At 30.4% G+C, this 13422-nt stretch carries 12 protein-coding genes; 7 read left to right on the top strand and 5 right to left on the bottom strand.

Annotated features, from left to right (window positions below):
• The first annotated feature begins 2 nt into the window (after positions 1 to 2).
• Both ABI549_RS01635 and ABI549_RS01640 read left to right on the top strand, forming a co-directional pair.
• Positions 3 to 1001 carry a glycosyltransferase family 2 protein gene (locus tag ABI549_RS01635; RefSeq protein WP_348074702.1) on the top strand — a complete coding sequence of 333 codons (999 nt, stop codon included), beginning with the start codon at positions 3 to 5 and terminating at the stop codon, positions 999 to 1001.
• Positions 1002 to 1014: 13 nt separating this feature from the next.
• On the top strand, positions 1015 to 1878 hold the full coding sequence (locus tag ABI549_RS01640) for an OmpA family protein (protein ID WP_348074703.1): 864 nt from the start codon (positions 1015 to 1017) through the stop codon (positions 1876 to 1878).
• Positions 1879 to 1957: 79 nt separating this feature from the next.
• Here the strand turns inward: ABI549_RS01640 and ABI549_RS01645 are convergent, their stop codons facing one another.
• From ABI549_RS01645 to ABI549_RS01655, 3 genes are all read right to left on the bottom strand, one after another.
• On the bottom strand, positions 1958 to 2578 hold the full coding sequence (locus ABI549_RS01645) for an L-threonylcarbamoyladenylate synthase (protein ID WP_348074704.1): 621 nt from the start codon (positions 2576 to 2578) through the stop codon (positions 1958 to 1960).
• A gap of 65 nt (positions 2579 to 2643) precedes the next feature.
• Positions 2644 to 4977 (bottom strand): UvrD-helicase domain-containing protein, encoded by a 2334-nt coding sequence (locus ABI549_RS01650; protein WP_348074705.1) that lies wholly within the window; start codon positions 4975 to 4977, stop codon positions 2644 to 2646.
• 82 nt (positions 4978 to 5059) lie between these two features.
• Positions 5060 to 6256: a carboxypeptidase-like regulatory domain-containing protein gene (locus tag ABI549_RS01655; RefSeq protein ID WP_348074706.1), complete on the bottom strand. Its 1197-nt coding sequence runs from the start codon at positions 6254 to 6256 to the stop codon at positions 5060 to 5062.
• A 121-nt stretch (positions 6257 to 6377) separates the two neighbouring features.
• Between ABI549_RS01655 and ABI549_RS01660 the strand changes: the two genes are divergently transcribed.
• Both ABI549_RS01660 and ABI549_RS01665 read left to right on the top strand, forming a co-directional pair.
• On the top strand, positions 6378 to 6899 hold the full coding sequence (locus ABI549_RS01660) for a hypothetical protein (RefSeq protein ID WP_348074707.1): 522 nt from the start codon (positions 6378 to 6380) through the stop codon (positions 6897 to 6899).
• Between the two features lie 47 nt (positions 6900 to 6946).
• On the top strand, positions 6947 to 7537 hold the full coding sequence (locus ABI549_RS01665; RefSeq protein WP_348074708.1) for a hypothetical protein: 591 nt from the start codon (positions 6947 to 6949) through the stop codon (positions 7535 to 7537).
• A 54-nt stretch (positions 7538 to 7591) separates the two neighbouring features.
• Here ABI549_RS01665 and ABI549_RS01670 read toward each other — a convergent pair whose 3' ends face one another.
• Positions 7592 to 9652: a M1 family metallopeptidase gene (locus ABI549_RS01670; protein ID WP_348074709.1), complete on the bottom strand. Its 2061-nt coding sequence runs from the start codon at positions 9650 to 9652 to the stop codon at positions 7592 to 7594.
• A gap of 75 nt (positions 9653 to 9727) precedes the next feature.
• Between ABI549_RS01670 and ABI549_RS01675 the strand changes: the two genes are divergently transcribed.
• From ABI549_RS01675 to ABI549_RS01685, 3 genes are read left to right on the top strand one after another with little or no spacing between them, the layout of a single operon-like run.
• Positions 9728 to 10468 carry a diphthine--ammonia ligase gene (locus ABI549_RS01675; RefSeq protein ID WP_348074710.1) on the top strand — a complete coding sequence of 247 codons (741 nt, stop codon included), beginning with the start codon at positions 9728 to 9730 and terminating at the stop codon, positions 10466 to 10468.
• Positions 10469 to 10491: 23 nt separating this feature from the next.
• Entirely contained in the window at positions 10492 to 11001 is a 510-nt protein-coding gene (locus ABI549_RS01680) for a hypothetical protein (RefSeq protein WP_348074711.1), read from the top strand.
• Positions 11002 to 11004: 3 nt separating this feature from the next.
• Positions 11005 to 11703, top strand: coding sequence for an aspartyl/asparaginyl beta-hydroxylase domain-containing protein (locus ABI549_RS01685; RefSeq protein WP_348074712.1), 699 nt, complete (start codon positions 11005 to 11007; stop codon positions 11701 to 11703).
• Positions 11704 to 11712: 9 nt separating this feature from the next.
• Here ABI549_RS01685 and ABI549_RS01690 read toward each other — a convergent pair whose 3' ends face one another.
• Positions 11713 to 13413, bottom strand: a complete 1701-nt coding sequence (locus ABI549_RS01690; RefSeq protein WP_348074713.1) for a carbamoyltransferase C-terminal domain-containing protein — start codon at positions 13411 to 13413, stop codon at positions 11713 to 11715.
• Positions 13414 to 13422 lie beyond the last annotated feature (9 nt).

A 13422-nucleotide genomic window follows, 5' to 3' on the forward strand; every position in this document is an offset into this window, starting at 1 on the left:
CGATGAAAGACCTAAAAATTGCTGTAGTTATATTAAACTGGAATGGGCAAAAATTGTTAGAACAGTTTTTACCATCGATAATTCAATATTCCCAAGAAGCTTCTATTTATGTAGCTGATAACTCTTCTACCGATGATTCGATTTTGTTTGTAAAAACTAATTTCCCAACTGTAAAAATCATTCAAAACAAAGGCAATTTTGGTTTTGCTAAAGGATATAACGAAGCTTTGCAAGAAGTAGAAGAAGAAATTTATGCTTTAGTAAATTCTGATATTGAAGTAACTGAAAACTGGTTACAACCTATTCTTTCTTTGTTTGAAAACGAAGCCAAGACAAGTATCATTCAGCCTAAAATTCTTGATTACAAGAATAAGGAATATTTTGAATATGCTGGTGCTGGTGGTGGTTTTATAGATAAATTTGGTTTTCCTTTTTGTCGTGGACGCATTTTTGATACTATCGAAAAAGACAACGGACAATATAACGACACTACCGAAATATTTTGGGCTTCTGGCGCTTGTTTTTTTATTAGAAAAGATGTTTTTCGGGAGTTAAATGGTTTCGATGCCGATTTCTTTGCACACCAAGAAGAAATCGATTTGTGTTGGAGAGCATTTAATAAACGATATATTGCTAAATATTGTGGACAATCAACTGTTTATCATGTAGGAGGAGCTACTCTAAATACCGAAAATCCTAAAAAAACTTTTCTAAATTTTAGAAACTCTTTATGGATGATGACTAAAAATCTTCCTACCAACAAATTATTTCCAGTACTTTTTATTCGATTAAGTTTAGACGGAATTGCTGCTATTCGTTTTTTAACACAAGGAAAATACAAACATCTTTGGGCTGTTTTAGAATCTCATTTTTATTTTTACATATACCTTTTCAAATTTATTTGTAAGCGCAGCGAGATTCAATCTGAAAATTATTATAAAATAAAATCTATAGTTTACCGTTATTTTATAAAGAAGAACAAATATTTTAAACATCTATAATAATAAATTAATTATGAAAAAAATTCTTTTATCACTATCAATTATCTCATTACTAACAACTTCTTCCTGTGTTTCTAAGAAAAAGTTTCTTGAATCTGAAGCTAGAAATAAAGAAATACAAGATTTATTAAATTCTGCAACAGTTAAGTTAAACGCTTGTCTTGAAGAAAAATCAGGAATTAATGCTTCTTATCTTGGGTTAAAAGATCAGAATGACAACTTAAAAAAGAACAATTCTGATTTAATTAATAATATGGGGAATATGACTACCCTATCTACTAAAGGAGCACAAAATATTGAAAAGGCTTTAGAAACTATAAAAGAAAAAGATCTAAAAATTAGTAGAATGCAAGATGCATTAACTAAAAAAGATTCTGTTACTTTAGCATTAGTTACTAGTCTAAAAAGTTCTGTTGGGATTTCAGATCCAGATATAGAAATTAATGTTGAAAAAGGGGTTGTATTTATTTCAATTGCTGATAAACTAATGTTTAAAAGCGGTAGTTATATTGTAAGTGATAGAGCAAAGGAAATTCTAGGTAAAGTAGCAAAAGTAGTCAATGATAAACCTACTTTTGAATGTATGGTTGAAGGTCATACGGACAATGTTCCGTTTACTGGAAATGCTATTTTGTTAGATAATTGGGATTTGAGTGTAAAAAGATCTACTGCAATAATTCGTGTTTTAACTAAAGAACATAATGTAAATCCAAAACAATTAATCGCTGCTGGTAGAGGAGAATACATTCCACTTGTAGAAAATAATTCTGTTGAAAATAGATCTATAAATAGAAGAACTCGTATTGTTGTTCTACCTAAAATTGATGAATTTTATGATATGATTGAAAAAGAAATGAAAAAACCGGCAAAACAATAATCATATAACATTTTATAAACAGCAAACCCTTTTTAGTTGAGAAGGGTTTACTGTTTATAAAAATAAGTATTTCTAGAAGTTATAAAATATCTAAACTTCCTTTTCCTTCTCTTATCACAACTGGTTCACCATCAGAAAGATCAATTATTGTCGAAGCGTGATTATCTCCATAACCACCATCAATAACCAAATCGACAAGGTTTTGCCATTTTTCGAAAATAAGTTCAGGATCTGTAGAATATTCTAAAACTTCATCTTCATCGTGAATAGAAGTTGAAACGATTGGATTTCCTAACATTTTTACGATTTCTAGCGCAATATTATTGTCTGGAACACGAATTCCTACTGTAGTTTTCTTTTTGAATTCCTTTGGTAAATTATTATTTCCTGGTAGAATAAAAGTATATGGTCCTGGTAAAGCTCGTTTTAATATTTTAAAAGTCGAAGTATCTATTTGTTTGACATAATCGGAAATATTGCTCAAATCATGACAAATAAAAGAGAAATTTGCTTTTTCGAGCTTAATTCCTTTTATTTTTGCAATTCGCTCTAAAGCCTTTGTGTTTGTAATATCGCAACCCAAACCGTAAACGGTATCTGTTGGATAAATGATAAGTCCGCCTTCTTTAAGGATTTTTACAACTCTAGCAATTTCCTTTTCGCTAGGATTTTCTGGATATATTTTGATGAATTGACTCATTTTTTTTTAGTTTAAAGTTTAAATAGTTTAAGGTTTAAAGTTCTTAGAATAACTTGAAACATTTTTTACCCAATCACATCTAACTTCGCAAAACGCAATAACAATTTCTTAATTCCGCCCACTTCAAATTTAATCTCCGCTTTTTTGTCGGCACCAGCACCTTCTAGATTTAAGATTTCTCCTTTTCCGAAGCGTTCGTGCATGACAATATTTCCTGCAACCAATTTATTATCAAATAAATTAGCATTACTAGATCCAGAATTACTAGAAACTGGTTTTAGTTTGCGAATAGTAATGTCCGATTTGGGTTCGTTATCTGTAATATATTTGGGTGGCGTTCCTGTAATGGGTTTTGCCAATCTTAGTTTAGATTTGTCTACATCACCAAAAATATCATGATCTATTTGAGGTTTGTATCTATAATTTGTTTCTGGTGGCGTGAGATATTCTAAATATTCGCCATCTATTTCCTCGATAAATCGCGAAGGTTCACTATCTGTGAGTTTTCCCCAACGATAACGCGATTGCGCATAGGTCAAATATGCCTGATGTTCGGCACGAGTGAGCGCTACATAAAACAATCGGCGTTCTTCCTCGAGTTCACTTCGGGTACTCATACTCATGGCACTTGGAAACAAATCTTCTTCCATTCCTACCACAAAAACGGTGGGAAATTCTAATCCTTTTGCTAGGTGAATGGTCATTAGTGCTACTCGATCTTCATCGGAAGTATCTTTGTCTAAATCGGTGGCAAGGGCAACATCTTCTAAAAACTCTGATAAAGCACCACGAGCACCGTCTACTTCTACTTGGCCATCGGTAAAATCCTTAATACCGTTTAGTAATTCTTCTATATTTTCAATTCGAGCGATTCCTTCTGGTGTTCCGTCTTTTTTGAGTTCCTGAATATATCCTGTTTTTTTTGCTACATGATCGGCAAGAAAAAAGGCATCTTGGGTTTCATTAATAACCTGAAAACTTTTAATCATAGTTACAAAATCTTGCAACTTTGTTTTGGTTCCAGAATTTAATTTTAAATCAATTTTATCAATGACCTCCATCACTTCAAAAATGGAACGCTTGTAATGATTGGCAGCAATAGTTAATTTTTCGACAGTCGTATCTCCTATTCCACGTGCTGGATAATTAATAACACGAATGAGTGCTTCTTCGTCTTTTGGATTAATTACCAAACGCAAATAACACAACACGTCTTTTATTTCTTTCCTTTGATAGAAAGATAATCCGCCATAAATTCGGTACGGAATATCACGTTTTCTCAAAGCATCCTCCATAGCACGAGATTGTGCGTTGGTGCGATACAAAATGGCAAACTGACCATTGGTCATCTGATTTGTCATCTTTTGCGTCCAGATTTCTCCAGCTACAAAACGACCTTCATCATTGTCGGTTACGCTTCGGTTTACTTTTATTTTTTGACCAAAATCATTGGCCGTCCAAACTACTTTATCGAGTTTTGTTTTATTTTTATCGATGACAGAATTTGCTGCTTCAACTATATTTTTTGAGGAACGATAATTTTGTTCCAGTCGAAACATTTTCACATTTTCGTAATCTTTCTGAAAATTTAAAATATTATTAATGTTGGCACCACGAAAACCGTAAATACTTTGTGCATCGTCACCAACCACACAGATATTTTGAAATCTATCAGACAGCGCTCGAACAATTAGATATTGCGAATGATTTGTATCTTGGTACTCATCGACGAGAATATATCGGAAACGATCCTGATATTTCATGAGAACTTCAGGAAAACGGGTTAGTAATTCGTTGGTTTTTAGTAATAAATCATCAAAATCCATGGCACCAGCTTTGAAACATCTTTCGACATAATTCTGGTAAATTTCGCCCAAACGAGGCTTCTTTGCCATCGCATCAGATTCTTGCAATTCTGGATTATTGAAGTAGGCTTTTACAGTAATTAAACTATTTTTATAAGACGATATTTTACTAAAAACTTGCTTGGGTTTGTAAATATCTTTGTCCAATTGCATTTCTTTGATAATGGCACCTATCAATCGTACCGAATCTTGTGCATCATAAATCGTGAAATTAGAAGGATAACCCAATTTATCTGCTTCCGATCGAAGAATTCTAGCAAAAACGGAGTGAAAAGTTCCCATCCAAAGGTTTTTGGCTTCGGCATTTCCTACGATATCGGCAATACGTTTTTTCATTTCACGTGCTGCTTTGTTGGTAAATGTGAGTGCAAGAATATTAAAAGCATCCACATTTTGACTCATCAAATTGGCAATTCTTACTGTAAGTACACGTGTTTTTCCTGAGCCTGCTCCAGCAATAACAATCATTGGCCCATCTTTTTGCAAGACAGGTGCTTGTTGTGCTTCGTTAAGTTGGCTGATGTATTTTTGCATTTTTACTTTCCTAATTTCTACAAAAATAGTTATATTAAGTAGTAAAAAAAAGACATTCAAAAGAATGTCTTTAAAACTTAATTTACTTTGTTATTTCCTGTTCTAACTTTGTAATAACTTGTTGCTCTTCGTCTGTTAAAACCATTGAATTATTCTTTAGCCAAAATTTATCTGTATAATGATTTCCTCTTTCGTACAAAGATTTATCATTATATACTGACTTTTTGCTATACGTAAGATCATCTTTTTTGTAATCGGTTACAACCAAATCACTTTTATATTCTATAACTTCATTATATTTCTTTTTGTTCCAAATTTTAATTTTCCCTTTTCTTGTCGTAAAAGACAAAAGATAATTTCCGTTACTAACTTTAAATGATGATTTTAGCTTTAAATCTAAGACAGATGCTTTAATAATAAGAATATTAATTACTTTTGTGTATTGAATATTTGCTTGATCGGAAGCGATTTCAAGATCAGAAATTAAATAGGTATTTGGGTCAAAAACTACTGTTCCTTTGTAAAGATATTTTTTAAGATCTGCTTTTGGTTGAAAATTTATAATATAAACTTCATTTCCAGATTTTTCAATTTTAGATTTTAGTTCAAAATCATAATCTTGATAATTTTTACTATCGTATAATATTTTTTCTATTGTATAAAAATTATATTGTTTTGTAGTTGCTTTACGAACATCCAAACCTGAAGCTAAATCTAAAGTCTCATCATCATCACTAATTAATTTTGCCGCTCTACTTTGATTCACAATCAAATCTGAATCTGTTTTTTTCGTATTTCCATTCATGTGGAAATCTATTAAACCATCTGTAAATCTGGTGTATTTATCATTTACTTTAAGAAATTCACGGTAGTATGTGTTTAAGACTATAGGTTTGTTAAACTTAGATTTTGAAATATTTATTGCCTTTAATAACAATTGTTCAATAGGTTCTTTTGTCACTATTACATCTTCTAATTCTAATATATTTTGCTCTAAATAAATTATTTTAGAATCATTATCTAGGTCTGAGAGTTTAAGACTATGTTTTTTGTATTCTAAATGTGAAATCGAAATCTCAGAATCACTTTTTACTGCAATTTGGAAAGCTCCTTCCTCATTTGAAATCGTTCCAAAATTCGAATTTTTAATACTAATGGTAGCATTTTCTATAGGTTTCTTAGATATAATGTCTTGTAAATAGTAAATTGTTTGTTTTTCCTGAGAAAAACCTTTAAATGAAAATATAACTAATAATAGAAGGCAAATATTTTTTTTCATAAAATTTATATGGTTTTAAAATTCAAAAATACGTTTAGAAAAGTTGTATTACAATTATTTTTTTGAGTTTATTTGCAAAATAAAAAATCAATTATAATTTCAACAAATCAATTTTAATAAAATGGATAACTCAAAAATAATAGAAATACTAGCATATACTTTACCTTCTTTAATTACTGGTGGTGTAGCTTATTATTTGTTTAATTCTTATTTTAAAGACCAGCAAAATACGCGTCGTTGGTTATTGCAAAAAGAAAACCAGAAAGGTTCATTGCCTCTGCGTTTGCAGGCGTATGAGCGTATGGCTTTGTTTTTAGAACGCATTAATCCTTCCAATTTACTAATTAGAGTTACTCCTTTTTCTTCGGATAAAAACCAATACGAAAACCTAATTATCGAGCATATAAACCAAGAATACGAACATAATATTACACAACAAATTTATGTAACTGACGAGTGTTGGACTCTAATACAAACAGCAAAAAATACGACTATTCAAAATATTCGCAAAACGAACATAAATGAAAAAGTAGATTCTGCAAATAAACTTCGTGAAGCAATTTTGAGAGACTTACTTGACAACCAATCTCCGAGCACGATTGCTTTATCTTTTTTGAAAGATGAAGTGGGAAGAATTATTTAGATTATTTGTTGGCAGTAATACGACCAAAAAACCGCAGAAAATAGATTATGAATTGGATTCAGCGACAATTATTTACCTTTTTAATTTTTATCGGAAGTTTATTTCCTGGAAGTAAATCTATAGATTTGGGAAATGATTATGTAATGATGAATAATACTATCGTACCAAATAATCTATTTACAGGTACAGAAATTTATTCAAAAGTTATAGAATATAAATTCAATGAGAAATTTATAATTGCGAAACAGAAACCTAAAATCACAAAACACAAAAAATTATTGAAAGAAGATTTAATAACTAGATTAATGATTTATGATGGATTTTTAAAAGAACGAAATGATAAAGATTATGAAAAAATAACAACTCCGGAAATCATTAAGGCAATAAAATCTGATAGTTTAATTTATTATCAAATCAAAAAACGTGGATTAAAGGAGAACTACTTTGATAAATCTTTGAAAATAAAAAACGTTGTTGATAGTATTTTACAAAATAATTCTTTTTACAAAAAAATATTCAAAAACAAAATAAATTACTGGATTATAAATAAGTTAGAAAATACTCGATTAGGACCGTTTACGAAAATTGAGTTTGAAAATGAACAAAAACGGAATAACATAAACCTAAAATTAGAATAAAAAAAGACTACTGCCAACAGCCGTTACACGAGATTTGGTTATTCGTTGATTCGGTTATTTGTTTAACAAATTTTCTAAGCTCACTTTTTCCTTATCGACAAGTTTAGGTAATAAGTCTTCAAACAATTTTCTAAATTCTTCTTTTTTAATCATTCCACGAATGGTTTCTTTAGCAAATTTTACAAACTGCCATTTGTGATGTGTTGTCGCATTGACTAAAGATTGCAAAAATCTTTCATCTGATGGTTTTATTTTAATTAAAATCTCTAATGCATTTTGCCTAATAGAACTATCGAAACTTGTAGAAGCATAATTTACAATTTCGTTATATAATTCGGCTTTTTTTGTTGGCTCATATTCCTTTGTTCCTAAAGCCAATGTAAGCCAAATAATACGAAGATTTTTATCATTATTTCCTTGCCAATCTTTCGATTTTTCTAGTAATTGTATTCTGTTTTTAGGAAATTGTGCCCACAAATTTTGCAAGGCTATTTCTCTTGTTGCGTAAGATTTATCATCTAAAAAACTTTCATATTGCTCTTTGAATTCTAAAGGAATATTGGTCATTGTTTCTGCAACAGCTTGGCGAATATTCACATCGTTACTTTGCATGGCTAGTTGTATTAATTCCTTTTTCTCATCGAAAGAAATAGCTTCCAATTGAACTATTATTTCTTGTTTAATTGGATAAAAAGCATCTGATTTCAAAATAGTTTCTAACTGATTTTTTTTATCTGCAAATGGAATACTTTCGTTTTTTTGTAAATCTAAATATTCATTTATAAATTTATTATTGCTTAAAATAGTAATGGCTTCACCAACATTAAAACCTGATTTTTCCAGCCAATTTTTCTTAAAATTAGCTACATCATAATTAGAGACTTTCTTTATTTCAGCCAAAAAATCATCTGTAACTACATTTTTAAACTTGTATTTGTTTAGATAGTTTTTTACTGCTTTTTGAAAGTTTTTCTCTCCAATTCCTTCTCTTAAAATATGCAAAGCCCAAGCTCCTTTTTTGTAAAAAGAAAGCGAACTGGCTTTTTCATTTAGAATTGGAATCGTATCCGTTTTACTAGCAATTTTTAGTTCCTCAGCTATTTTTAGCAATTGATAATTAAAATGATCTTCTCCAAAAATTTTCTTTTCTGCCAAAAGCGCATAATAACTCGCAAAACCTTCTTGCAACCAATGATCTTTACCAGATTTTGCAGTAATCATATCACCAAACCATTGGTGTGCCAACTCATGTGCATTCACATTAATATAATTTCTATCATTAAAACCTATCTCATCTACAACAAAATCTTGTGCAAAAATAGTTGCCGATGTGTTTTCCATTCCTGCATATAAAAAATCGTTTACCGCAACTTGTTTGTATATTTCCCAAGGATACTTCACTCCTATTTCTGTTTCAAAAAAATCGAATATTTCCTTTGAATATTTATAGGTTGATGCAAATTTATTTTTGTCTTCTAATTTTAAATATTGTTCTAAAACAATTCCTGATTTCGAATTTAAAGCTTGCTTTTCGAATTTTCCTATTGCCATCATAACAAGATAAGAAGACATTGGTTTTTGCATTTGGTAATACCAAGATTTGAAAGCCTTATTTTCAGTATTTTTAACTAATTTTCCATTAGAAATTACTTGATAATCAGAATCGAAAGCTATAGTTAAATTAAAGATTACTTTCTCATTTACATCATCAAAACTAGGTAACCAATGACTCGTATATTTTCCTTGTCCTTGCGTCCAGATTTGTAAATTTTCGTCTTGTCCTATAAAATATAACGTTTGTTTTGGTGTTGCATAATAGTTAAAATTTAATCTGTTTTTCCCTTTTTTAAAACCTTCAAAAAGCAATAACTCTTTATCATTATTTTTATATTTAACTGGTTTTCCATTAATTAAAACATTATAAAAAGTCATATTTTTGCAATCAATTCTGATTGTATCGATTGTAGATTTCACACTAAAATCATAGCCAACACTACCATTTACAGACTTTGCTTCACTATTCAGATTTATATTAGCTGAACATTTTGTGAAATCAACTTTTTTCGTTTGTTGCGCAAAAGAAAACATGGAAAATAAAAGAAAAATATATTTCATATTGTTATAATCTAAAGTTCAAAAATACAAAGGAATTTCTGACTTTTTAGTAAGTTTACACTCAAATAAAAAATTGTGAGAAAAAAAGCCGTTTTTAATTGGAGTAGCGGAAAAGATTCTGCCTTGGCATTATATAAAACTTTGCAAAATTCGGAAATAGAGATTGTTTCTTTACTTACGAGTGTCAATAAAAAATACAATCGAATTTCTATGCATGGCGTTCGTACTGAATTGTTAGAACAACAAGCTGAAAGTATTAATTTGCCTCTTCATATCATGGAAATTCCCGAAATGCCTAGCATGGAAGATTATGAAGAAGTGATGCGAGAAACCTTAAATAAATTTAAAGAAAAAGATGTTACCCATTCTATTTTTGGGGATATTTTTCTAGAAGATTTACGAAAATATCGAGAAGATAAATTAGCTAAAATGGAGTTTGAAGGTATTTTTCCATTATGGAAAATTCCTACCAAAGATTTAATCAAAGAATTTCTAGATTTAGGTTTCAAAACTATTGTAGTTTGTGTTAATGAGAGAAATCTTGACAAAAGTTTCGTTGGAAGAATTATAGATGCCCAGTTTATTGCCGATTTGCCTGATGATGTTGATGTTTGTGGTGAAAATGGAGAGTTTCATACTTTTACTTTCGATGGGCCAATTTTTAAAAAACCTATCGAATTTGAAATTGGAGAAATTGTATATAAAAAATACGAAAAACCCAAACAAGAATCTTCTAATACCGCTTGTGATACGAGCAGTTCCGATGCTTTCGATTTCGGATTTTGGTATTGTGATTTGATCCCAACCACTATTTAATTTTTTTTGTTATTTTTATACAAATGATAGCCGTGAAAGAAACGCCAGAAGTAATTAAGATTTTACATTTTTTAAAAGAAATAGATATTAATGTAGTTGAAAAAGAATTAGAGGATAATACTTTTTTACCAGGTTTAGCAATAGCCTCAAATTGCATCGAAATAGATTTTGATAAATTATTATATCCTGGCGATATTTTGCATGAAGCAGGACACTTAGCAGTTACAACTTCGGAAGAAAGAAAATTAATTGGTACCCATTCTATGCCTAAAGATTGGCCAACACAAGGAGACGAAATTGTTTCGATGCTCTGGTCTTATGCTGCTTCATGTTATTTAGAATTACCTATCGAGTTTGTTTTTCACCCAAATGGATATAAAAATGAATCTCCTTGGTTGATTGAGAATTATACTAATAAAAACTATATTGGATTGCCTCTTTTAGAATGGATGGGACTAACAATAAGTAAGGATCGTGCTTCGCAAGAAGGAAAAAAACCTTTTCCTACAATGATAAAATGGTTAAGAGATTAAGTGATGAGTGAATTAATTAGATCTATAAAATTTCCTTTTAAATTTGACATAATACGTCTAAAAAAAGATGTTGAGAACGTCATGTCAAAAAAATGGATAAATCATTATAATACTAATGATTATGAGGGTGATTGGTCTTCCATTGCATTAATGTCTCAAGGTGGAAAATGGGATAATATTTATGCTCTAAATACTGGAAATGACGAAGTAATTTATACTGATATATTACTTTCTTGTAATTATTTTAAAGAAATATTAGAACAATTTCAATTTAAAAAAACAGCTGTTAGATTGTTGCGTTTATCTGTTGGTGCCGAAATTAAACCACACAAAGACCATTGTTTAGGCTATGAAGATGGTTGTTTCCGAATACACATTCCCATAATTACAAATAGTGAAGTGATGTTTATTTTAGATAATAAACGTTTAATTATGAATGAAGGTGAATGCTGGTATATTGATGCAAATTTTACCCATTCAGTTTCAAATCATGGAAAAGAAGACAGAATACATTTGGTTATTGATGGGATAAGAAACGAATGGACTGATTCTTTATTTTTTGAACAAGCAACACCAAAAGAATTTGTAAAACCAATACCTCAAATTAGTTCCGAGCAAAAAGAGTTAATGATTCAAGAACTAAAAAAAATAAATACGCCCGCAGCCAATCAAATTATTTATGATTTATTAAATGAACAATAATAATAACTTTTAAATTTTTTCTAATACAATATTTTCTAAAACTAAAACATCTAAGGCAGTTTCACCAAACAATTGAAGTGCTTCTTTAGGAGTTTCAACCATTGGCATTCCTTTACGATTTAAACTAGTGTTTAGTAATACTGCAATACCACTTACTTTATGAAATTCTTTGATGAGTTTATGAAATCGGTTATTCCATTTTTCATCTACCGTTTGTACTCGAGCAGAACCATCACTATGGGTTACATTTTTTAGTTTATCAAGAAATTCAGGTCGCGTTTTATCTACCAAAATCATGTATGGACTGTTCCTTCCATTCTCAAAATATTCATCAACCATTTCTTTTAAAACTGCTGGAGCAAATGGACGAAAATCTTCTCTAAACTTAATATTTCTATTAATATGGTCTTTCAAATTATCTATTCCAGGATGTGCTAAAATGCTCCTTCGACCAAGAGAACGAGGTCCAAATTCGGACTCAGATTGAAACCAAGCTATGGTTTTTCCGTTATTTAATTTATCAGCACAATAGCATAGTAAATCCTCTTCATTAGTAAATTTATTTTTTGAATACGTTTTGTATTCATCTTTATCTAATTCCTTTTCTATTTCTGTTTCATTGTGTTTTTTACCAAAACAAGTACTTCCATTATGTGCAACTTTTGGCATATTTAAGTACTCTAGCCATCCATAAAAAGCACAACCAAGCGCCAACCCATTATCTCCTGCAGCAGGTTCAAAATAAATACTATCTACAATTTTTAAGTCTTGCAATTTGGCATTAGCAACAGCGTTTAAAGCCACTCCACCTGTATAACATAAGTTATTGTGCGGAAATGCTTCAATTCGGTTGCTTATACATTTCATGACCGCTTTTTCTACTTGTTCTTGTGCCCACTTGGCTACATTGGCATAATAATCGAAATTTTCTTTAAAATATTCATACCCTGTTGATGGATTGGTAAAATTAGTTTGCCAAGTCTCATTAAGATATAAACAACCAGAATTAAATTCGAAAGCTTCAAAATTATAGATTCCGGTTTCTCCAAATGGTGCCAACCCCATCAGTTTTCCCACATCATCCATATCACCAAAAACATATTTGCTCAAAGTCGCATAAAAACCACCTATAGAATGTTGTGTAGTTGGTAACGAAAATGAACTGGTTTTATGTTCCGCCATTTTACTAAAATCTTTTAGTAAAGGAGATAATTTTTGTCCGTCAAAATGATAAAAACTATCTTTCTCACACAACATTTGACTTTCTTCAAGAAATATTGGATCAATAAATGATTTTTGGTTGGGATGCAATTCGATAAATTGATGCAATGGGCTACCACAGCCATCTATAACCATTACTGCACATTCCGAAAAAGGGGAAGTTCCCACCGCACTATAAGCGTGTGCTAGATGATGAGATATGTCGACAATTTTTGGAGTTGTTGTATCAGCAAAAATTCTTTTCCCGTTAAATTGATTTCGATCAGGTATATCAAAATTTGCACATTGTACAACTAGAGCAACATCCTTTAATTCAATTCCTTCAGCGTCTAAACAATATTGAATCGCTAAAGTATCATTACCACCATCATGTTTACGACGGCTAATGCGTTCTTTTTCTATTCCAACACAAACACGCCCGTCTTTTAATAATACTGCCGAACCATTATGAGAAAGTCCAGTACCTAGAATATATATTGGTTTAGTCATTTTATATTT

The sequence above is a fragment of the Flavobacterium sp. genome, assembly GCF_039932285.1.
In the GTDB taxonomy this organism is placed as follows: domain Bacteria; phylum Bacteroidota; class Bacteroidia; order Flavobacteriales; family Flavobacteriaceae; genus Flavobacterium.

Bases quoted from the DNA above. Each gene is read 5' to 3' on its own strand.
- ABI549_RS01660 (WP_348074707.1), top strand. From the start codon at position 6,378: ATGGATAACTCAAAAATAATAGAAATACTAGCATATACTTTACCTTCT.
- ABI549_RS01690 (WP_348074713.1), bottom strand. From the start codon at position 13,413: ATGACTAAACCAATATATATTCTAGGTACTGGACTTTCTCATAATGGT.
- ABI549_RS01655 (WP_348074706.1), bottom strand. From the start codon at position 6,256: ATGAAAAAAAATATTTGCCTTCTATTATTAGTTATATTTTCATTTAAA.
- ABI549_RS01635 (WP_348074702.1), top strand. From the start codon at position 3: ATGAAAGACCTAAAAATTGCTGTAGTTATATTAAACTGGAATGGGCAA.
- ABI549_RS01685 (WP_348074712.1), top strand. From the start codon at position 11,005: ATGAGTGAATTAATTAGATCTATAAAATTTCCTTTTAAATTTGACATA.
- ABI549_RS01650 (WP_348074705.1), bottom strand. From the start codon at position 4,977: ATGCAAAAATACATCAGCCAACTTAACGAAGCACAACAAGCACCTGTC.
- ABI549_RS01645 (WP_348074704.1), bottom strand. From the start codon at position 2,578: ATGAGTCAATTCATCAAAATATATCCAGAAAATCCTAGCGAAAAGGAA.
- ABI549_RS01640 (WP_348074703.1), top strand. From the start codon at position 1,015: ATGAAAAAAATTCTTTTATCACTATCAATTATCTCATTACTAACAACT.
- ABI549_RS01665 (WP_348074708.1), top strand. From the start codon at position 6,947: ATGAATTGGATTCAGCGACAATTATTTACCTTTTTAATTTTTATCGGA.
- ABI549_RS01670 (WP_348074709.1), bottom strand. From the start codon at position 9,652: ATGAAATATATTTTTCTTTTATTTTCCATGTTTTCTTTTGCGCAACAA.
- ABI549_RS01680 (WP_348074711.1), top strand. From the start codon at position 10,492: ATGATAGCCGTGAAAGAAACGCCAGAAGTAATTAAGATTTTACATTTT.